Raw genomic sequence first — 20,421 nt, 5'->3', positions numbered from 1 at the left:
TCCGTCACTTAAGGACACCTTCTTTCGGCTGCGAGATCGAGCAGGCGGTCAGCAGGGGTTCGTCGTCGGATGACGACGGTGGCTGCTCGCCTGAATAGATGTAACTGGGCAGAGCAGCGGCTAATTCCGCTTCGATGCGGTCCACCACATCTGCTGGGGTTACAGTTCGTCCAAGCTCTGCTGTGATGCTTGTGGTTCCTGCGTCGCGGATGCCGCAGGCAATAATATTCTCGAACGGGTCAAGCTCATTGGAGCAGTTCAACGCGAATCCGTGCATGGTCACGGATTTATGGACCCGGATTCCTACGGCGGCGATTTTTTTATCCTGGGCACCTCCGGTGATCCAGACGCCTGAGCGCCCTTCAACCCGGGAACTGGTGATTCCGTAATCCTCAGACAGGACTTTCATGATCACCGCTTCGAGGGTGCATACATAGTCCTTGACCAGTGCCCGATCACGCAGGTGCAGGATGGGGTAGCCCACCAGCTGACCGCGGCCGTGCCAGGTGATCTTTCCCCCGCGGTCGACGTCGACCACCGGGGTTCCGTCCTTGGGCCGGTCTTCTGCTTCGGTGCGTTTACCGGCGGTATAGACATCAGCGTGCTCCAGGAGCAGCAGGGTGGAGGGCTTCTGCCCAGCGAGCACCTCTTCGTGCAGCTGCTTCTGGAGGTCCCAGGCGTTGGTGTAGTCCACCAGGGAAGGAGCAAAGCCCAGACGTCGAGTTTCCAGAGTCATGGTGTCTACCCTAAACCCGTCGGGGGAGGGGGCGCTGTGGAAAACGCCTGCAGCGAGATGAAATCCGCGGCATTCTGGGGCTATGGACAGATATGACGATGACCACAGTCTTAATGTGTCGTCACCGCCGAGGGTCGCCCGCATGGTGGTGGAGCGTCTCCTGGGTGTCGGCGGACGCTGTGCAGTGTGGTCGGTTTCCAGGACCGGGCCTCCGGCGCAGTCACATGTGTGGGCCGACTTCAAGCGCCAGCCACCGGTCAGGATGGCGCTGAAAGTCCCGCTTCGCAGACCAAGAGGGGCGCCCTCACAACGCGGCCTGGAGCAGGAGTTTGAAGCCATGCTTCCGATGATGCATCCGCACCTTATCCGTCCCTGGGGTATTGCACAGACGACGGCGGGGCCAGGGCTGTTGCTGGACTTGTACCAGGGCGGTTCAATGGCGGCATTGATGCGCAGCGCTGGTCCGCTTAGCCTGGGGGAGACGGTTACCGCTCTGACTCCGGTAGCCGAAGCCTGTGCACATCTGCACCAGCTAGGGGCAGCTCATGGCGATGTGACCGCCGCAAATATCCTGCTGACCCCGGAGGGGTTGCCCGCCCTCGCGGATCTCGGTGACGCCCAGCTGCTGGGCATGCCGGTAAGAGACGCATCCCCGGCTGCGGATGTAGCTGCGTTGGCCGCGACCGCATGGTTCTGCCTGACAGGACAGCTGCCAGAAGCTCGTCAGGTGCGGCTGCCGCTGGGCTCACTGCGCCCGGATCTCACGACGCCGCTGATCTCTCTGCTCGAGGAGTCCTTGGAGCCCTCCGGCGGGATTACTGCTGATGAGTTCGCCCGTGAGCTTTATTCGCAGGCAGAGCCGGAGCCGCTGAATCTGATGCGAACAGCCGATGAGCAGGTGCTTGCTGAGTTGCCTACGGTCCTCCCAGAGCCAGCCGCCAAGCGGCCCCTGGTGGGGTGGTTCAGACGGCTGTGGGGACCAGCCAGAAAGGCTGATCCCCACAGATCGCGCCGTGATCAGGCTCAGAGCCCCAACTGGGCCTCGAAGTTACCCTCTTCCAGACGTGCCTTCAGGGTCTGAAGGAAACGGCCGGCGTCGGCGCCGTCAACGATGCGGTGATCGTAGGTCAGCGAGAGGTACATCAGGTGGCGAATACCGATGGTGTCATTGCCATCAGCGTCGGTGACAACCTTCGGACGCTTCTCGATCGCACCTGTTCCCAGGATGGCAACCTGGGGCTGGTTGATGATCGGGGTATCGAAGAGAGCACCCACCGAACCGATGTTGGTGATGGTGAAGGTGCCGCCCGAGAGTTCCTCCGGACCGATCTTATTGGTACGGGTGCGCTCGGCCACGTCGGCGATCTTCTTGGAGAGTCCGGCAATGGAGAGATCTCCTGCATCGGAGATCACCGGGACCAGCAAGCCCTTCTCGGTGTCCACCGCGAACGCCAGGTGTTCGGCGTCGTGGTAAATGATCTCCTGGCTGTCCTCGTGGTACTCCGCATTGAGCTTGGGGTGCTGCTTCAGCCCTTCGGTCACCGCAGTGGCGATAAACGGCAGATACGTGAGGTTGACCCCATTCTGCTGCTTGAAGCCCTGCTTGGCCTTTGCGCGCAGGTTGACGATGCGAGTCATGTCAACCTCCTGCACCTGGGTCAGCTGCGCGGAGACCTCCAGGGACTCCTTCATGCGGCGGGCAATGACCTGGCGGATTCGCGGGGCCTTCTCTGTGGAACCGCGCTTAGTGGTATCCACCTTGACCTCAGGGGCGGCCTTGGAGGCAGCCGGGGTCCCGGAAGACTCTGCTGGTGCGGAGCTCTTCTTTGCCTCGATGGCCTCAAGGACATCCTGCTTGCGGATACGACCACCAACGCCGGTGCCCTTGACAGAAGATAGGTCGACGCCTTCCTTCTTCGCCAGGCGACGCACCAGAGGAGTGACATAGCCCTCAGCAGAAGAGTCGTCCTGGGACTCCTCCGCCGCGGTGTCCTTCTCTGCAGACTTTGTTTCGGTGCGCTGCTCGGGCTCTGGCTCAGAGGCGGGCTCTTCGCTGGGTGCCTCTGCAGGCTCTTCCTCCTTGGCCGGCTGCTCAGCTGGAGCAGATTCAGCCTCAGGTGTGGGCTCTTCGGACTGTGCCGCCGGGGCGCCGGAGCCGATAAGGGCCAGTACGGCCCCGACCTCTACCGTCTCGTCCTCAGAGACCTTCAGCTCCTGGACGGTGCCGGCGATCGGTGAGGGAACCTCAGTGTCGACTTTGTCGGTGGAAACCTCCAGCAGGGGCTGGTCGACCTCCACCTCATCACCGACCTCGACGAGCCAGCGGGTGACAGTACCTTCAGTGACAGACTCACCCAGTGCAGGCAGGGTCACCTCTTCGGCGTCGCCGCCAGCTGCTCCGGTGTCCTCTGCCGGGCTCTGTTCTTCAGGGGTGGCTTCTGCTCCGCCGGATTCACCAGCAGCCGGGGTGGGCGCTTCTTCGGCAGCTTCAGCAGTTGCCTCAGGGGTTTCTGCCTCAGTGGCGGCATCCTCAGCGGCCTCGGCGGTGCTCTCCGACTCCTCGGAGTCATCGGAGCTCGAGCCTCCGCCGGAGCCATCGCCAATGCGTACCAGGGGTGCACCGACCTCGACAGTCTCATCTTCAGCGACGAGTTGTTCCTCGATGACGCCGGCAATGGGGGAGGGAACCTCGGTGTCGACCTTGTCCGTAGAAACCTCCACGATCGGCTGGTCGACCTCCACCTCCTCTCCGACCTCGACGAGCCAGCGGGTGACAGTGCCCTCGGTGACAGATTCACCGAGTGCGGGAAGGTTGACGGTCTCAGACATGATGTCCGGCTCCTACTCGTTTTCTCAGGTCTAGGTCAGCTCGCAGAGGTTCAGCCGTGCAGAGGATGACCGAACAGGGCCATCGCGGCTTCGCCCAGTGCTTCGTTCTGGGTGGGGTGGGCATGGACGAGGGTGGCCACGTCTTCGGGGTAGGCCTCCCAGTTGACGATGAGCTGGGCTTCACCGATCTGCTCACTGATGCGGGTGCCGATGCCGTGGACGCCCACGATCGGGCCTCCCTTGACGCCGACCATCTTGATGATTCCGCCGGTGCCCAGGATGGAGGACTTACCGTTGCCAGCGAGGTTGTACTCGGTGACCTCGATGTTCTCCTTGCCGAACTTCTCTTCCGCCTTCGGCTGGGTGTAGCCGACCGACATGATCTCCGGCTCGCAGAAGGTGACCTTCGGGATATTGATATCCTCGACGATCACCGGGTTGTTGCCTGCGATCTCCTCAGCGACGAAGATGCCCTGCTGGTAGCCGCGGTGGGCCAGCTGCAGTCCGGGCACGATGTCACCGATGGCGTAGATGTTGCCCACGCCGGTGTGGAGCCGCTCATTGGTAATGACAAAGCCCCGGTCCAGGGTGATGCCCTGGTCCTCGAAGCCGAAGCCCTCGGTCACCGGGCCGCGGCCCACTGCGACCAGGCAGATCTCGGCTTCAAAGACCTTGCCGTCCTCAAGGGTGACTTTCACGCCGTCGGCGGTCTCTTCGACCTCCTTGAAGAACGTCCCGGTGTTGAACTTGATGCCGCGCTTCTTGAAGGAGCGCTCCAGGTTCTTGATGATCGAGGGGTCCTCGTTCGGAACGAGGTTGGGCAGGCCCTCGATGATGGTGACCTCGGTGCCGTAGGAGGTCCATGCCGAGGCGAACTCACAACCAATAACACCGCCGCCGAGGACGATGGCGGACTTCGGAGTCCGGTCCATCTCCAGTGCTTCAGTGGAGGTGATGATCTTGTCGCTGATCGGCAGGCCGAAGGTCTTGGAGGTCGAACCGGTGGCCAGGACGATGTTCTTGCCCTTGTACCGGGTGCCATCCACCTCGATCTCGTTCTGGGAGACTAGCTTGCCTTCGCCTTCAATGACCTGGACCTTGCGCATCTTCAGCAGACCGGTCAGGCCCTTGTGCTTGCCGGCAACGATGCCGTCCTTGTACTCCTTGACCTTGGCAAGGTTCACGCCCTTGAAATCGACGTCGACGCCGTACTTCTCGGACTCCTTGGCATCATCAGCCAGCTCGGCTGCGTGCAGGTAGGCCTTGGTGGGGATACATCCCCAATGCAGGCAAGTGCCGCCGAGCTTGGCCTTTTCGACCAGACCAACGGTGAAGCCATGCTGGACGGAACGCAGTGCTGCGGCATAGCCAGCGCTGCCTCCGCCGAGGACCAGGACGTCAAATTCTTCGGCCACGATCAATTGCTCCTTGGGGTGAGACGTTTTCAGTTGTTCTTGCTCATCAGACTATCAGCGGGGCGCTTAGCCAACTACGCCCGACGAACGCCTTCGAGGTAGGTCAGCAGGGTGCGCACGCTGACGCCAGTACCGCCCTTGGGGGTGTAGCCGAAGGGTGCCTTGTCGTTGAAGGCAGGACCGGCCAGGTCGATATGTGCCCAGGGAATCCGTTTGGCCTCGGCATCGAGTGCTTTCGGATCGGCATCAGCACGGTCGCCAACGAACTCGCGCAGGAAAGCTGCAGCGTTGAGCATGCCACCGAAACGGTCTCCGGTGTTGGTCAGATCCGCCACCTCGGAGTCGAAGCCGCTGCGTGCCTCCTCAGGGATGGGCATAGCCCAGTGGGATTCACCGGCATCCTGGGAGGCCTCGACCAGATCGTCGCGGAGATCTTCATTACCCATGACGCCGACAGTGCGCACGCCCAAGGCGATCATCTGGGCACCAGTAAGAGTGGCGATATCGATAATCGCATCGGGGTGTTCCTCAGAGGCAGCCACCAGCCCGTCAGCCATGACCAGTCGGCCCTCGGCGTCGGTGTTGAGCACCTCCACGGTCTTGCCGCCGTAGATGGTGATGACATCCTCGGGACGCTGAGCGGTATCCGACGGCATGTTCTCGGCCAAGCAGAGCCAGCTGGTGACCTTCACCGGCAGATTCAGCTCAGCTGCGGCACGCACCACTGCGTAGGCCGTGGCAGCGCCAGCCATATCCAGTTTCATGGTCACCATGGCGGTGGCGGGCTTCAGGGAGAGTCCGCCGGAGTCGAAGGTAATTCCCTTACCCACAAGCGCGATATGCGCGATGGGCTTAGCCGGGGAGTGCTCGACGCGCACCAGGCGAGGCTTGCGGGAAGACCCGGAGCCTACGCCGAGCAGGCCTCCGAAACCGTCTTTCTCGAGATCCTTCTCATCCCAGACCTTTACCTTCAGCTTGGAGGTCTTGCTCTGGGTCTTGACGATCTCAGCGAAGGACTCGGGGTAGAGGTGGCTGGGCGGAGTGTTCACCAGATCGCGCACTGCACGTACTGCATCGGCGACCACTGCGGCACGTTCCAGCGCAGGTTTGGTGTGCTTGTCCTTCAGCTCGGTCAGCACGGCGATGTGTGCCACCGGGGTCTTGTTGCGGGCCTCTTCGCTGCTCTTAAAGTGCGGGAAGCTGTAGGCACCGAGAGCGGCACCTTCAGCGACGGCGGTGACCTGGTCCACTGTGGCGGCCGGAAGGGCCAGTGCTACCGAGTCAGCAGAAGAGAGCTGGCGGATAGCAGCACCTGCAGCACGGCGCAGGGCCTCCAGGGAGACGCCGCCATCGGGCTCACCGGTCAGCGGACCGACGCCGATGAGTACCAGCGTCTCAGACTTGAAGCCGTCCACACCAGGCAGACGAAGCAGCTGGTCAGCGGTGCCACTGGCACCAAGAGCCTGCAAAGAATCGGCCACTCCTCGTGCGGCTTTGTCAGCCAGCGGATTGGGGAGCAGGATCGGGCCTTCGGGGCCCTTGGCCACGCCGAGCACCAAGGCATCGGCATCGACCTTCTCGACGGCAGAGGACACGGCGGACACTGTGGGCTTAAAGTCGTTGATCACAGAACCGATCCTATCCACATTCGGAGCGGGAATGGGGATAGATGGAATGCTGTTGAGTTCAGATATGCCAGCCCAGCCATTTCCTTCGAGAGGAGACACCCCCGGTGACCGATGCTTTTGACCTGCTTCACGTGCATGCTGATGAGGATGTCCACACCCGCAGCTCGGCACATGGTGAGGAGCACGACGCCGCTGCTGTTGACCACAGCACCGCTTTGGTGCCGCTTGCTCCAGGCGGAGATGGTGATCACCGGACACTGCTGGTCTCCTGGGCTGGTCATACCGACGCTGGGACGCTGAGCGAACAGCTTTCCGATGCCCTGCTGGGTTCGCTGCCGCATAAGCGCATCGCCAGCTTCGACGTCGACGAGCTTTTTGATTACCGCTCTCGGCGTCCGCAGGTCACTTTCAGCGATAACCGCTTCTCCGACTACCAGGGCCCCCAGCTTGATCTCTTCGAGGTGAAGGATGCCCTGGGGCGGCCATTCCTGCTGCTTACCGGCGATGAACCCGATTACCAGTGGGAACGTGTGGCCAATACGGTGCTGGAGCTTATCGAGCATCTCGGAGTGCAGCTGGTGGTTCTGGTGGATGCTCTTGGTCTGCCCACTCCGCATACCCGTCCTATCGGTGTCACTGCCCACGGAAACCGTCAGGACCTCATCGAGGGGATCTCCACCTGGTCTCCTGCGGCGCAGATCGAAGCTGGGTTGGCACAAATGCTGGAGATGCGTGTGGACGCCGCAGGGCGCGACGTCGTGGGCTATACCCTCCACGTTCCGCATTACTTGGCCAGCGGTAAATATCCGCAGGTGGCGGTGGCTGCGTTGGAATACGCCGGTGCCGCCGGTGAGCTGATGCTGCCCACTGACGAGCTACGCGAAGCTGCGCGGATGGTGGACGCCGACATCACGCGCCAAGTGGGACAGAATCCCCAGATTGCAGCCCTGGTGCAGCAGCTGGAGGTGAACTTTGATGAGTACTCCACGCCTCAGCAGCGCTCCCTGCTGGTGAAGGAGGACGACGTCGTCCCAGATGCAGAAGAACTCGGTGCCGCGGTGGAGGCCTATTTGCGCACCCAGCCAGGTGACGTGATCTTCGGCACCCGCGTCCCTGATCAGGCAGATCCTGGGGTCGATGATGAGGACGCCGCCACCGATGACGATGACTCCGCGGAGGGCCCGGGACACAACGAGGACTGAGGGCGACTGTCCCTGGGATGGGGTTTTCCCCAAGTACGCCGAGTAGGCACGTCCACGCCGGCATCTTCACAGCAGGCTCATCGACTGCTGCTGCCAGCTCTTCAGTCAGCACAGGCTGGGGCCATGGATACCTCATCGGAGCTCACACCCCATGGCTCTTCACCGAATGACCATTTCAATCTGGGCACCGCCGGAGACGCGCTCGCCCTAGTGCACAGCTGCTTCGGTGAATTGCCTGAAGATTCGCTAGTTCTGATCGGCATCATGGATGGTCGAACCGGAGGGCACCTGCGTGTTGATCTGAGTGCCACAATGCATGCGCCTCAGTCCAGGGCTGCCCAGTACGCCGACTGGCTCGCAGGCCCTCAGGCCGAACCTGCACCTGATGCGGTGATGGCACTGCTCTTCTGTCCCGAGCTGCCATCACCTGAAACCCAGAACGCCTACGCCGAGCTGCTGCTTGCTCTGGCCACGGCCTTCTGGGAAGATCACGCGACGGTTCTCAGCCGGGTCTGGCATATTGGGGGACCCCCGGGTCCTCAACGCAGAGTTCGAGCCCTGGGCTGCCAGGACCCCAATTGCTGTCCGTTCCCCGGCATGCCTGCAGAGGAGCAGTTGGCGGCAGCGTTGCAGGCGCATCCGGAACTGCAGAGTTCGCGCGTGTCCGCCCCACAGCCCCGCCAAGCGCTGGCGGAGTATCTGCGACCAGCGCATCCGCCCTCTGAAAAGGACATGCATCTGGTACAGCAGCTAGCTGACTGCAGTGAGGTATCACTGGCTGCACAATCGCTTGCAGCCCTGTGGGATGAGACGCTGCGCAGAGTCCAGTGGACCCAGGACCTCAGATGGTTACATCAGGACACTGAGCACACCGGTGCCCTACTGGCCACGTTGCGCCGCAAACGGGGCAGGGACGCATTGATCCCCCTCTCAGCTCTGGGCTTCCATGCGGCTCTGGCGGGCATGAGATTCGAAGACATGATGCTGGGGAACACCACCTTCGGTCGGGAGGACTTTGACGAGCTCAGCGACCACGAGCAGCTGACGTTGCTGAGTGAGAGTCTGCCGGGTGAGTCCGCCCCGGAGCTGGCCGAGCAGATGTTGAATGACTATGCCGCCTGCTGGGCGGGGGCAACCGACTACGCCCCCAATTGGGAACGCATTGACGCGCTGGACCGGATACTGCGTGAGCTTCTGGCATACGCCCGAGGTATGGAGCGCGAATCTGTGCTGAACGTCAAAGCGTGGATTGAATGGGCCCGTGGACGAGGTTCCATCTCTGCAGTGTTCATACAAGCGGTACTGGCCGAGTTTCCCGACAGCACTCTGGCTGGGCTGCTGGCAAGATTTTCGGAGGCTTTCGGCGTGTGTCCTTGGGCACGGGTGAAGCGCCAGAGCCACAGCTGGAGGTTGAGCACCAGCTAAGGCGCGCCGAAAAAACCTCCGCATTTCGGGAATGGGCACAAGATCAGTAGTGTTATCACACGCATCAGACCCTGCAGCCTTGCCGGAGAACTCTCTCCCGCTGGGACTTGACAGGGTCATAGGCGTGTTGGCCTCCTGTCTGCACGCCGCCTCCTGGAGAGGGAGGTGCCCAAGTATCGAATCGGAAGGTCATCGTGCCCACTACTGCGTCGAAGTCCACAGAAGAGACTTCCGCCGCTGAGGCGGAGAAGAAGTCAGCTGCCAAGAAGACCACTACTCGGTCCCGGGCGGCCTCGACAAAGAAGAGCACGACATCTGCGTCTACTGCCAAAAAGTCGAGCACCGCCAAGAAGGCCCCTGCCAAGACCGCAGCTAAGAAGACCGGCGGCCGAAAGAAGGCCACCGATGCGGTTGATGAGATTCTGGCCGACGCAGATGCCGAAGAGCTGCCCACTGAGGCACTCGAGAACGCCGTCGCTAAGGCAGAGAACGAGGGCGAGGACGCCGAAGAGCTCATGAAGTCCAAATCGGGGGAGAACGAGGAGGACGAGTCCAGCTCCGGACGCGGCTTTGTGATCTCCAACGCCGACGACGATGACGCCCCGGCCGTCCAGGTCGTCTCCGCCGGTGCAACTGCCGATCCCGTCAAGGACTACCTGAAGCAGATTGGCAAAGTTGCCCTGCTGAACGCTGAGCAGGAAGTTGATCTGGCCCTGCGGATCGAAGCAGGCCTGTTCGCCGAACACAAACTCGCCACCGACGAGATCACCGACCGGCGCCTCAAGCGCGATCTCGAGCTTATTGTCGCCGACGGCAAGAAGGCCAAGAACCACCTGCTGGAGGCCAACCTCCGCCTGGTGGTCTCGCTGGCCAAGCGCTATACCGGCCGCGGCATGCTGTTCCTGGACCTGATCCAGGAAGGCAACCTCGGACTCATCCGCGCGGTGGAGAAGTTCGATTACACCAAGGGCTTCAAGTTCTCCACTTACGCCACTTGGTGGATCCGCCAGGCCATTACCCGGGCCATGGCCGATCAGGCCCGCACCATCCGCATTCCGGTGCACATGGTGGAGGTCATCAATAAGCTCGCTCGCGTGCAGCGTCAGATGCTGCAGGATCTTGGTCGCGAACCCACTCCGGAAGAGCTGGCCCAGGAGCTGGACATGACCCCGGAGAAGGTCGTGGAAGTCCAGAAGTACGGCCGTGAACCTATCTCGCTGCACACCCCACTTGGTGAAGACGGCGATAGCGAATTCGGCGACCTGATCGAGGACTCCGAAGCCGTAGTGCCTTCTGATGCTGTGAGCTTCACTCTGCTTCAGGAGCAGCTGCACTCAGTCCTGGACACCCTCGCAGAGCGCGAGGCTGGGGTAGTGGCCATGCGATTCGGCCTCACCGACGGCCAGCCGAAGACGCTGGACGAGATCGGCAAGGTCTACGGAGTAACTCGCGAACGCATCCGTCAGATCGAGTCCAAGACAATGTCCAAACTGCGTCACCCCAGCCGGTCCCAGGTGCTGCGCGACTACCTCGACTGAGTTGGTCCCGCGGCCGGGGAGACCCCGCCACGGGATAGACGAAGCCCCCGACCTCGTTGAGGCCGGGGGCTTCGTCTATCACAGACGCTTAGCCGGTATCAGCTGATCCGGGAGGACTCATCAACCCACGCGACGGTCTTAGGGCGCAGCGTGGGCTCCACCTCACGGCCGTGGTGGTTGCAGAAGAGCAGTACGCCGCCGGAGGCGAGCTCTGCGCGGACATAAGCCTGTGCGCCGCAACGGTCACAGCGGTCCAGGGCGGTCAGCGTCGGGGTTTGTGCTTCGAGGGTCCCAGTAGTGCTGGTCATGCTCTTCGCCTCCTTAATCACGTGAAGTGTGCGTCCCATACAACCACGAACCCCCTTAAAACATTCTGAAATACCCCGGGTGTGCCGTCTGCTTTCGCTCACCGCGTACCAGGCAGGCGCCCAGCAGCCTTGCCAAGCGGCGCTTCTGCGCTAAACCAGCCCTGCGCCGTCGTAGGCTCAATGTCAGATTCTGTCCATCACAAACAAACACCTATGGAGGCTGCGTGGCTCAGCGCGATGAGTACAGTGCCCGGCACCTATCAGTGCTCGAAGGTCTGGAAGCTGTTCGCAAAAGACCTGGCATGTACATCGGCTCCACGGACTCCCGGGGGCTCATGCACTGCCTCTGGGAGATCATCGACAACTCTGTTGATGAAGCACTGGCCGGCTACGCCTCCAGTATCGGGATCACGCTGCATCGTGACGGCTCCGTGGAAGTCTCCGACGACGGCCGCGGAATTCCCGTAGATATCGAACCGCGCACCGGACTCTCGGGCCTGGAGGTGGTCTTCACCAAGCTTCATGCCGGCGGTAAGTTCGGCGGCGGCTCATACAACGCTGTCGGCGGCCTGCATGGTGTCGGCGCATCGGTGGTCAATGCGCTCTCTGCACGGCTGGACGCCAAAGTCACGCGCGGCGGAAAAGTCCACCAGCTGTCCTTCCGCCGTGGCGAGCCCGGAATCTTCGCCGGCTCGGGCCCCGAAGACAGCTTCACCGCCGCTGAGGCCGGCTCTCCGCTGCAGATTCCCGGCAAGGCCAAACGCGGGGTCACCGGTACAACGATTCGGTACTGGGCGGACCGCCACATCTTCACCACCGACGCGGCCTTCGACGATGAAGAAATTGCCAACCGTGCTCGGCAGACTGCGTTTCTTGTACCAGGCCTGCGCATCACCATCCGGGATGAGCGCGGGGGTGAACCCACCGAAGAGGTATTCCAGTACGACGGCGGCATCAGCGAGTTCGTTGAGCACCTGACCCCCGACACCGCGGTCACCGATACCTGGCGCATCCAGGGCCACGGCAAATTCACCGAACGCGTACCGGTCATCGGCGAGAACGGTCGCAGCCATATGGAAGATGTAGAACGGGACTGTGAAGTCAACATCGCCCTGCGTTGGGGGATCGGCTATGACACCACTGTGCGTAGTTTCGTCAACATCATCGCTACCCCAAAGGGCGGCACCCACCTCACCGGTTTCGAACAGGCGCTTCTGAAGACCTTCCGCAAAGTGGTGGAATCCAATGCGCGCCGACTCAAGGTGGGCAATGACAAGCTGGAGAAGGACGATGTCCTGGCCGGTCTCACCGCCGTCATCACCGTGCGCATCGCCGAGCCGCAGTTCGAGGGCCAGACCAAGGAGATTCTCGGTACCCCGGCTGCCCGGCAGATTGTCTCCAAGGTGGTTGCTAAGGAGCTCGAAGCGCGTCTGACCTCGTCCAAGCGCGCTGAGAAGCAGGAAGCCACAGCTCTGCTGGAGAAGGTTGTGGCTGAAATGAAGTCGCGGATTTCTGCGCGCATGCATAAGGAGACCCAGCGCCGGAAGAACGCTCTGGAGAACTCCACGATGCCAGCGAAACTGGTGGAGTGCCGGGCCAAGGAGGTCGAGTCCTCCGAGCTGTTCATTGTGGAGGGCGACTCCGCGCTGGGTACCGCAAAACTCGCACGATCTTCGGATTACCAGGCGCTGTTGCCTATCCGTGGAAAGATCCTCAACGTTCAGAAGGCCTCGGTCTCGGACATGCTCTCGAATACCGAATGCGCCGCGTTGATTCAGGTCATCGGCGCCGGCACCGGGCGGAGTTTTGATCTGGAGGCAGCCCGTTACGGGAAGGTCGTGCTGATGACCGACGCCGATGTTGATGGTGCACATATCCGGACCCTGCTGCTGACTCTGTTCTTCCGGTATATGCGTCCAATGATCGAAGCTGGCCGTGTCTTCGCTGCCGTCCCGCCTTTGCATCGAGTCGAAGTCATCCACCCGGGACGTAAAGCCAATGAAGTGCGCTACACCTATTCCGAAGCCGAGCTGAATAAACTGCTGCGCTCCCTGGAAGCCGAAGGGTTGAATTACAAGGAACCCATCCAGCGCTATAAGGGTCTGGGTGAGATGGACGCTGACCAGCTCTCGGAGACCACCATGGATCCCCAGCATCGATCATTGCGCCGGATTCGTGTGGAAGATGCTGAGGCGGCGGAGCGAGTTTTTGATCTGCTGATGGGCTCAGTGGTGGCCCCGCGCAAGGACTTCATCATCGAAGGAGCCCGGGCATTGGACCGGGACATGATCGATGCCTGAGCGCGAGGTCGACGTCGTCTCGCTGCCCAATTTCTACCGTTTGTAGAAATATTTGCGCAGATAGGCGAGCCAGCCGTCGTCGGACGCGTTATCCCCGCTACACTGGACCGGTGACCGAACTGACCACGCACTCTCGTGTGCCCGCTGACCGTGATGCCCGTCCGCGTCTGGGATGGCGGCGCAAAGCGGCAGCCTATTGGTCTTTGACGAAGCCGCGTGTCATCGAACTGTTGCTGGTCACCACATTCCCCACCATGGTCTTCGCCGAGCGCGGCTTTCCCAACTTCTGGCTGACCATCGCCACTATGCTCGGCGGCGCCATGGCTGCCGGATCCGCAGGTGCCTTCAACTGCTATATCGATCGCGATATGGACAAGTTGATGAACCGAACCAAGAAGAGGCCGCTGGTCACCGGCGAACTCACCCCGCGGGAGGCCCTGGTTTTCGCCTCCCTGCTGGGTGTGGCGGCATTGGTGGTGCTCTGGTTCGGTGCGAACCCGTTGGCAGCTGCGCTGGGCGCGGCGGCGATGTTCTTCTACGTCGTCGTCTACACCCTGATTCTCAAGCGCCGCACTGAGCAGAACATCATCTGGGGCGGCATTGCCGGATGCTTCCCGGTGGTCATCGCTTGGGCTGCGGTCCGCGAGACACTGGAATGGCCGGCCCTGGTGCTGTTCGTCATTATTTTCCTGTGGACCCCGCCCCATTACTGGCCACTGTCCATGAAATACCGCACGGACTATCAAACCGCTTCGGTGCCGATGCTTGGTGCCGTGGCAAGCGCAAAGACCGTGGGCGTACAGGTAGTGCTCTACGCCTGGGCCACCGTGATGTGTTCGCTGCTGCTGGTTCCCTTGGGCTGGGCCGGGATCACCTATACCGCGGTGGCACTGGCAGCAGGTGGCTGGTTTATCTGGGAGTGCCATGTCCTGTACAACAAGGCGCAGAACGAGACGCTGACCGATAAGAAGGCCATGAAGGTCTTCCACCTGTCCATCCTGTACCTCACCCTGCTGTTCATCGGTCTGTTCCTCGATCCCTTTATCGGCTCGCCGCTGCTGTGACCCTGCAGGTTCAGGCCGAGAAGCTCGAAGTCGCTGCGGGCGAGTCGGTGCTGCTGCCTGAGACCTCCTTCACCCTGCAGGCCCCGGGGCTGATAGCCCTGACTGGACCCAACGGGGCAGGGAAAACCACCCTGTTGAAGACGCTGGCCGGCAGGCAGCTGCCCAGTTCGGGCCAATGTCTGATCGGTAACCTCACCGCCTACGAGTTCGACCCAGCGTTTCGTGCCGCGGTGGCGTCCCTCATTGACACTCCGCCGATGGCGCGAGATATGACGCTGAACGAGCAGCTGATGCTGGTCCGGCTTTCCTGGGGAGATGACGACGACGAGGCCCGCTTCGGCGCTGAGCAGTGCCTGGCGCGGCTGACTATCCCGCATCTGGGGGACCGGTTCCCCTATGAACTGTCTTCCGGGCAGCTGCAGCTCTTCGCCCTCGCGCTGACACTCAGTCGCCCATTCGAGGTGCTGCTGTTGGATGAACCAGAGCGTCACCTAGATGCCGAGCGCGTCGTCGCCTTACTAGATGTGCTGGACCAACATGTGGATCGCGGTGCACTGATCATCACGGCCACGCACCGTCAGGAGATCATTGACCGGAACACCCACCGTATCCATCTGGTGCGGGACGCAGGGTCTTGATCCGGACCGAGAATCAGGCCACTGCCCAGGTGCACTCGGCTGGGAGGGCGACTAGTAGGGAAGTCCTACATGCGGCGAAGGTGCACTACCGACGTCGACAGGGTGCTCCGACCGCCGGTGACCGCTGGTTTGTTCTGTATCTCATCGGATTTGTCACCGGCTTCTTTGTGATCCCGGTGGCCTATGTCATCGGCGACTATCTGGACCCGGAGTTTGCCCGGCGAATCAGCTCTGCAGATACTCGCCCCTGGGTTGCCAGCTTGTGCACTGCGCTCGGTGTGACAGCGTTGTGGGCGGGCCGGGTGCAGGGGCCTGCCTATATGCCGCCGTTCTTGGCGCAGACTCTCTTGAGTTCACCCATTGACCGCCGCCGGATCTTGTTTGCCCCAACGGCTGGCTCAGTGGCCTTGGTCGCCGCGGTGACAGCAGCCTGCGGTGCCGTCGGCTTCTTCGCCCTGACTACCGCCGGATTATGGGGCTGGGAGCGTTTCTTCCTGATGTGTGCGGCCGCACTATCGGGTGGGGCGATTCTTGCGCTGTTGGCTTTCTTGGGTCAGCGAGTCACCGTAGCGAGTACGGCGGCGCTCAGCGCCGCTGCAGTACTACTAGCAGCCGCGGGATTCGTCCAAGAGCTGTTCATCATGCTGCATCCGGCGGGGTGGTTCGCTCTGCTCTGGTCACAGGGACCGTGGTGGTGGCTTGTGCCGCTGGCGCTGAGCTTGTGCGTGGCTTTGGCCATGCTGGCTCTGCACCCCGCGGCACTGGGCGAACTGCCTGAGCAGCGGGTAATAGGCCAAAGCAGTCGACTGGCTGATGCCAGGCTTTTCACCTCAACAGGCAACGTTCACGACGCCGTACAGCTGTTTCGACAGCCCCCACGACGTCATCGGCCCGGAGCTGCCGTGCACTCTGGCGTGCCCGGACTTTCCGGACTGCGGCAAGAGATCCACGTCGCTATCCGTTCACCTGCATCTCTGATTGCTGCCGCAGTATGCATCCCCGTCGGTGCCGCAGCTCTGAGCGTTGCTGCGACGGCCGTGGGCTACGGCTTCGATGAGAGCCGGCTGATTCTCACGGTACCGGCTGGACTTGCCGGTGCACTTCTGGTGTTCTTCGGCACGGGCAGCCTCACCGAAGGGTGGCGCACGTTGAAGAACGAGTTCGATGCCGCTTCCCTTTACGGCTGGAGCGCCCGTGACGCGCTGGGACGACGCCTGCTTTGGCCGCTGCTAGGGACTGGTCTGCTCAGTGGTATCGGCGTGGTCCTGGCGGGCGCATTTCACCGCGAGCTTCTCAGCGGCGCCCTCTGGGTGGCAGCCGTGAGCCTGCTAGCCCTGACCGCACGGTTCTTCCAAACCATGCGCAACCGGGATATCCCGGTGGAGTTCTTAGCACCGACAGTGATCCCAGGAGGAGTAGACCTCTCTGCCGTAAAGATCCTGGCGTGGCTCGGAGATGGAATCATCATCACCGTCGCCGGGACGCTGGCTCTGATCGTGCTTCCCTGGAAGCTGCCGAGTCTCGCGCTCACAATGCTGGTGATTGTCATGGGCACGGCGCTGTGGGGATGGATACGCACGGGTCAGCGCTTCTTTGCGGCCAGTCCTCTGCGGCATTGGCAACACAGGCAGACTGCCCCGCCCGAGTCGTCGTACTAGAGGTCTACCCAGGCGGTGCCGAGTTCCTCCAGGGATGCAGTACCCGAGCTGACGGCGGCGGTCTTAGCCGCCAGTTGATTCGCCTGGTCCATCTCATCGGGAATCGCAAGAGTCAGCGCCGCATTGCCAGGGATCTTGCCATAATCAGTATTGAGCACGGAGACACCTGTGCTGCGCAGTTCGTTCTCCCATCGTCCTGCTTCAGCAATCGGGGCGAGCAGACTGTAATGGCGTAAGCGTTGGTGCCGCCGGAAAGCCCCGGAGGCCCCCGCGCTGTCCAGGGCGGCGATTACCGAATCCGAGTAGGCACTGACCAGCCCTCCAGCCCCCAGCAGTGTGTCGCCAAACCAGCGCACCACCACCACGACGACGTCGCTGAGGTCTTCCCGCCCGGAGGGCATGCTGGCCTTCACCAGGGCTTCGAGCATGGGAGCGCCTGCTGTGCCGGAGGGCTCACCGTCGTCGTTGGCACGCTGAATGCGGCGGTCAGCGCCGATGACCCAGGCACTGCAGTGGTGCCGAGCCGTAGGGTGTGTGCGCCGGAGGTCATCGACCAGCTGGTGCGCGCGATCTGAGGATTCTGCCCGGCGCATGACAGTCAAGAAGCGCGACTTCTTGCGGTCGATCTCGGTGATGATCTCAGTATCACTGGCGAGCACGGTGTAGGCAGAAGCGGCGGTCGAGGGGGAATCCATCAGCTACGAGTCTAGGTGCTGCCTTGACGTTATCTGGACCGAGAAGCCACGATCATTCATGATTCAGGCCTGCATCCGAGCGACGAGAGCCGCCCTCAGTGGAGACTCAGTCGGCATCACACGCAGTGCCGTGTATGCGGCTTCCTCGTCCTCTATGGCTTCGGGCAGCTGGAGATAGCGGAAGAGCTCTTCGGCACTCCCATCGGCGAGCAGCGACTCGCGCAGCGCTGCGGCAAGGTGATGACGAATCGAGAGGATCCCCGGGGCCTCGGAGGCAGGCAATAGGCTGCCGCCGTAGAGGTCTAGAGCGGCCATGCGATCTCCAGCGGTGAGAGCGGTCAGTACTGCGACAGCGTCGTGATCAATCGCCGAAGTCAAGCGATACGGTTTCGACGCCACATCTACGCCTGCAGCTGCAGGTGAGCTGCGCAGCTGTTTGCGCAGTCGGACCATCTCGGCACGCATCGCTACCTGATGGCCAGACTCACCGTAAACCAGTTCGGCAAGCTCCTGGGCGCCGTACCCTCTCCCCGTACTGGCCATATCCCAGGAAAGCAGGGTGAGAATTTCAGCGTGCCGCAAACTCAGGCATTCTCGTGCCACCGCGCCACCGAGCTGGGGCCGAAAGGTCCCCAAGGTGATGAGCTGGGGCAATCCGGATACCGCTGGCAAGACCTTCAACTCCGCTTCGGCAGCTGAAATAGCCGCCTGAATCAGCGGCAGAGAATGGGTGGCCACCGCCTTCTCATCTCCGGTCAGATCCACCACCCCTAGGAGCACGCCGGTATGAGGGTTCCGGATGGGCGCCGCCGAGCAGGAGAACTGGTGGGCAGAGTAGGCGAAGTGCTCATCCTGGTGAACCTGGGCACCGCATCCGGTGGCCAGTGCCAGGCCTGGGGCGGAGGTGCCGATAGCTTGCTCCGACCAGGTGGCACCGGGTCGGAAAGAAGAGTTCTCGGCCTGTCGCAGTGCTTGCCGGTCACCGTCTACCCAGAGCAGGCGCCCCTGAGCATCTCAAATAGCCACCAGCAGTCCAGCCTGTGCCGCTGGCTGAACGAGAAGCTTCTGAAAAATAGGCAGTACCTGCTGCAATGGATGTTCTCGGCGGTAGGCGTTCAGGGTCTCATCGTCGAGCTCCACAGGAGCCATTGCCGTGTCGGGGTTGTGGAGAAATTGTGATGACCTGTACCAGGACTCGCGCAGCACAGGGGACAGCGAGTGCCATGTGCGCGGTTCATCCGGAACGGCCTTCATTACCCTCCTCACCCACAGATATGTGGTGTGGCTCACAGTCTACGTTGGACGCGGCTCGCAGACTATGCAACGGTGATGCAACCTTCACAGGAGTAGTTTTCGGCCAAGGCGTGATGCACATCACGCCTGGTGGAATGCAACCTTGACGAAGGAGTCACCATGACTGTCTATGCGCAACCTGGGACCGACACCAGCGTGGTCAGCTATAAGTCCCGGTACGAGAACTTCATCGGCGGCGAATGGGTCGCGCCAGTGAAGGGCCAGTACTTTGAGAACCCGAGTCCAGTCACTGGCAAAACCTTCACCGAGGTGCCGCGTTCTACCGCCGAGGACATCGAGTTGGCTTTAGACGCAGCGCATCAGGCCGCGCCCGCGTGGGGGAAGACCTCCGTAGCAGATCGATCCGTCGTGTTGAACCGGATCGCAGATCGCATCGAGGAAAATCTCGAGGCCCTTGCAGTGGCCGAAACCTGGGAGAACGGCAAACCAGTTCGCGAGACCTTGGCCGCTGACCTGCCCCTGGCCGTTGACCATTACCGCTACTTTGCCGGAGTCATTCGTGCTCAGGAGGGCGGTATCAGCGAGATCGACGCCAGTACGGTGGCCTATCACTTCCATGAGCCACTTGGCGTGGTGGGTCAGATCATCCCGTGGAACTTCCCGCTGCTGATGGCGACCTGGAAGCTGGCCCCGGCATTGGCCGCTGGGAACGCCGTCGTGCTCAAACCAGCAGAGCAGACACCAGCGTCGATTCTGCTGCTGATGGAACTGCTGGCAGACATCATTCCTCCCGGAGTTGTCAACGTGGTCAACGGCTTCGGAGTCGAAGCAGGGGCCCCGCTGGCGTCGAGTCCCAGGATTCGCAAGATCGCCTTTACCGGCGAGACCACCACGGGGCGACTCATCATGCAGTACGCCTCGCAGAACCTCATCCCGGTCACCCTTGAGCTTGGAGGCAAGAGCCCGAATATCTTCTTTGAAGATGTCGCCCGGGAGAACGACGCCTACTATGACAAGGCCCTCGAAGGCTTCACCATGTTCGCCCTGAATCAGGGTGAGGTGTGCACCTGCCCATCACGTGCGCTGATCCAGTCGAGTATCTATGACCAGTTCCTCGGTGATGCAGTCGAGCGCACTAAGGCTGTGAAGCAGGGTAATCCGCTGGATACCGACACCATGGTCGGCGCACAGGCGAGCAACGACCAGCTGGAGAAGATTCTCAGCTATATCGATATCGGAAAGGCTGAAGGGGCGCAGGTGCTGACCGGCGGCGCCCGCGCGGAACTGGACGGGGATTTGGCGGAGGGTTTCTATGTAGAACCCACGATCTTCCGCGGCAGCAATTCCATGCGGGTCTTCCAGGAGGAGATTTTTGGTCCGGTGGTCTCGGTGACAGAGTTCTCCGAATACGACGACGCGATCTCCACTGCCAATGACACCCTCTATGGTCTGGGTGCCGGTGTGTGGTCCCGCGATGCGAATACTGCCTACCGCGCCGGCCGGGATATCCAGGCCGGACGAGTCTGGACCAACTGCTACCACCAGTATCCCGCCCACGCAGCGTTCGGCGGATACAAACAGTCTGGTGTTGGACGAGAGAACCACTTGATGATGCTCTCCCATTACCAGCAGACCAAGAATCTGCTTGTCAGCTACTCAGAGGACAAGCTCGGTTTCTTCTAGAAGGGGTGGCCCGATGACTTAGTCGGGCCACCCCTGGTGGACTGAAGT

At 61.7% G+C, this 20,421-nt stretch carries 17 protein-coding genes; 9 read left to right on the top strand and 8 right to left on the bottom strand.

The window, feature by feature from the left end:
- Positions 1-4: 4 nt before the first annotated feature.
- On the bottom strand, positions 5-820 hold the full coding sequence (gene lipB, locus ABEA23_RS13020; protein ID WP_425577222.1) for a lipoyl(octanoyl) transferase LipB: 816 nt from the start codon (positions 818-820) through the stop codon (positions 5-7).
- On the opposite strand from lipB, the gene ABEA23_RS13015 reads away from it, so the two are divergent.
- Positions 819-1,817 carry a protein kinase domain-containing protein gene (locus ABEA23_RS13015; protein ID WP_345478431.1) on the top strand — a complete coding sequence of 333 codons (999 nt, stop codon included), beginning with the start codon at positions 819-821 and terminating at the stop codon, positions 1,815-1,817. The two genes, lipB and ABEA23_RS13015, sit on opposite strands and share 2 nt — an antisense overlap.
- On the opposite strand, the gene sucB is transcribed toward ABEA23_RS13015, so the two are convergent.
- The 3 genes from sucB to ABEA23_RS13000 form a co-directional block, all read right to left on the bottom strand.
- The gene (gene sucB / locus ABEA23_RS13010) at positions 1,760-3,565 is read right to left on the bottom strand and encodes a 2-oxoglutarate dehydrogenase, E2 component, dihydrolipoamide succinyltransferase (RefSeq protein WP_345478430.1); all 1,806 of its coding nucleotides are present in this window, start codon (positions 3,563-3,565) and stop codon (positions 1,760-1,762) included. The genes ABEA23_RS13015 and sucB overlap by 58 nt on opposite strands.
- A gap of 50 nt (positions 3,566-3,615) precedes the next feature.
- A complete protein-coding gene (gene lpdA / locus ABEA23_RS13005) occupies positions 3,616-4,983 on the bottom strand; it encodes a dihydrolipoyl dehydrogenase (RefSeq protein WP_345478681.1) in 1,368 nt (455 codons plus the stop codon).
- Between the two features lie 71 nt (positions 4,984-5,054).
- Positions 5,055-6,608 (bottom strand): leucyl aminopeptidase, encoded by a 1,554-nt coding sequence (locus tag ABEA23_RS13000; RefSeq protein WP_345478429.1) that lies wholly within the window; start codon positions 6,606-6,608, stop codon positions 5,055-5,057.
- A gap of 104 nt (positions 6,609-6,712) precedes the next feature.
- Between ABEA23_RS13000 and ABEA23_RS12995 the strand changes: the two genes are divergently transcribed.
- The 3 genes from ABEA23_RS12995 to ABEA23_RS12985 all read left to right on the top strand — a co-directional run bounded on the left by ABEA23_RS12995 (position 6,713) and on the right by ABEA23_RS12985 (position 10,773).
- Entirely contained in the window at positions 6,713-7,810 is a 1,098-nt protein-coding gene (locus ABEA23_RS12995) for a PAC2 family protein (RefSeq protein ID WP_345478428.1), read from the top strand.
- Positions 7,811-7,933: 123 nt separating this feature from the next.
- Positions 7,934-9,235 carry a DUF4192 family protein gene (locus tag ABEA23_RS12990; protein WP_345478427.1) on the top strand — a complete coding sequence of 434 codons (1,302 nt, stop codon included), beginning with the start codon at positions 7,934-7,936 and terminating at the stop codon, positions 9,233-9,235.
- A 191-nt stretch (positions 9,236-9,426) separates the two neighbouring features.
- Entirely contained in the window at positions 9,427-10,773 is a 1,347-nt protein-coding gene (locus tag ABEA23_RS12985) for an RNA polymerase sigma factor (RefSeq protein WP_425577220.1), read from the top strand.
- A gap of 98 nt (positions 10,774-10,871) precedes the next feature.
- Here ABEA23_RS12985 and ABEA23_RS12980 read toward each other — a convergent pair whose 3' ends face one another.
- Positions 10,872-11,081, bottom strand: a complete 210-nt coding sequence (locus tag ABEA23_RS12980; RefSeq protein WP_044494801.1) for a DUF7455 domain-containing protein — start codon at positions 11,079-11,081, stop codon at positions 10,872-10,874.
- Between the two features lie 224 nt (positions 11,082-11,305).
- On the opposite strand from ABEA23_RS12980, the gene ABEA23_RS12975 reads away from it, so the two are divergent.
- The 4 genes from ABEA23_RS12975 to ABEA23_RS12960 all read left to right on the top strand — a co-directional run bounded on the left by ABEA23_RS12975 (position 11,306) and on the right by ABEA23_RS12960 (position 16,741).
- The gene (locus ABEA23_RS12975; protein ID WP_345478425.1) at positions 11,306-13,381 is read left to right on the top strand and encodes a DNA gyrase/topoisomerase IV subunit B; all 2,076 of its coding nucleotides are present in this window, start codon (positions 11,306-11,308) and stop codon (positions 13,379-13,381) included.
- A gap of 119 nt (positions 13,382-13,500) precedes the next feature.
- Complete coding sequence (locus tag ABEA23_RS12970; RefSeq protein ID WP_260073081.1) at positions 13,501-14,445, top strand: heme o synthase; 945 nt, start codon at positions 13,501-13,503, stop codon at positions 14,443-14,445.
- Positions 14,442-15,083, top strand: a complete 642-nt coding sequence (locus ABEA23_RS12965) for an ABC transporter ATP-binding protein (protein WP_345478424.1) — start codon at positions 14,442-14,444, stop codon at positions 15,081-15,083. The genes ABEA23_RS12970 and ABEA23_RS12965 overlap by 4 nt, the downstream gene beginning before the upstream one ends.
- An 80-nt stretch (positions 15,084-15,163) precedes the next feature.
- Complete coding sequence (locus ABEA23_RS12960; RefSeq protein ID WP_345478423.1) at positions 15,164-16,741, top strand: DUF6297 family protein; 1,578 nt, start codon at positions 15,164-15,166, stop codon at positions 16,739-16,741.
- Here the strand turns inward: ABEA23_RS12960 and ABEA23_RS12955 are convergent.
- From ABEA23_RS12955 to ABEA23_RS12945, 3 genes are all read right to left on the bottom strand, one after another.
- On the bottom strand, positions 16,738-17,436 hold the full coding sequence (locus ABEA23_RS12955) for an IMPACT family protein (protein WP_345478422.1): 699 nt from the start codon (positions 17,434-17,436) through the stop codon (positions 16,738-16,740). The genes ABEA23_RS12960 and ABEA23_RS12955 overlap by 4 nt on opposite strands.
- Before the next feature lie 63 nt (positions 17,437-17,499).
- Positions 17,500-18,201: a hypothetical protein gene (locus tag ABEA23_RS12950; RefSeq protein ID WP_345478421.1), complete on the bottom strand. Its 702-nt coding sequence runs from the start codon at positions 18,199-18,201 to the stop codon at positions 17,500-17,502.
- Between the two features lie 249 nt (positions 18,202-18,450).
- Complete coding sequence (locus ABEA23_RS12945; protein WP_345478420.1) at positions 18,451-18,690, bottom strand: hypothetical protein; 240 nt, start codon at positions 18,688-18,690, stop codon at positions 18,451-18,453.
- A gap of 159 nt (positions 18,691-18,849) precedes the next feature.
- Between ABEA23_RS12945 and exaC the strand changes: the two genes are divergently transcribed.
- Complete coding sequence (gene exaC / locus ABEA23_RS12940; RefSeq protein WP_345478419.1) at positions 18,850-20,373, top strand: acetaldehyde dehydrogenase ExaC; 1,524 nt, start codon at positions 18,850-18,852, stop codon at positions 20,371-20,373.
- Positions 20,374-20,421: the final 48 nt, after the last annotated feature.

The sequence above is a fragment of the Nesterenkonia rhizosphaerae genome, from assembly GCF_039544555.1.
Taxonomy (GTDB): domain Bacteria; phylum Actinomycetota; class Actinomycetes; order Actinomycetales; family Micrococcaceae; genus Nesterenkonia; species Nesterenkonia rhizosphaerae.
Note: the sequence above shows the minus strand (reverse complement) of the source record. Positions and strands in the feature narration are given on the sequence as shown.

Bases quoted from the DNA above. Each gene is read 5' to 3' on its own strand.
- ABEA23_RS13015 (WP_345478431.1), top strand. From the start codon at position 819: ATGGACAGATATGACGATGACCACAGTCTTAATGTGTCGTCACCGCCG.
- ABEA23_RS12945 (WP_345478420.1), bottom strand. From the start codon at position 18,690: ATGAAGGCCGTTCCGGATGAACCGCGCACATGGCACTCGCTGTCCCCT.
- ABEA23_RS12990 (WP_345478427.1), top strand. From the start codon at position 7,934: ATGGATACCTCATCGGAGCTCACACCCCATGGCTCTTCACCGAATGAC.
- sucB (WP_345478430.1), bottom strand. From the start codon at position 3,565: ATGTCTGAGACCGTCAACCTTCCCGCACTCGGTGAATCTGTCACCGAG.
- ABEA23_RS12955 (WP_345478422.1), bottom strand. From the start codon at position 17,436: ATGGATTCCCCCTCGACCGCCGCTTCTGCCTACACCGTGCTCGCCAGT.
- ABEA23_RS12980 (WP_044494801.1), bottom strand. From the start codon at position 11,081: ATGACCAGCACTACTGGGACCCTCGAAGCACAAACCCCGACGCTGACC.
- exaC (WP_345478419.1), top strand. From the start codon at position 18,850: ATGACTGTCTATGCGCAACCTGGGACCGACACCAGCGTGGTCAGCTAT.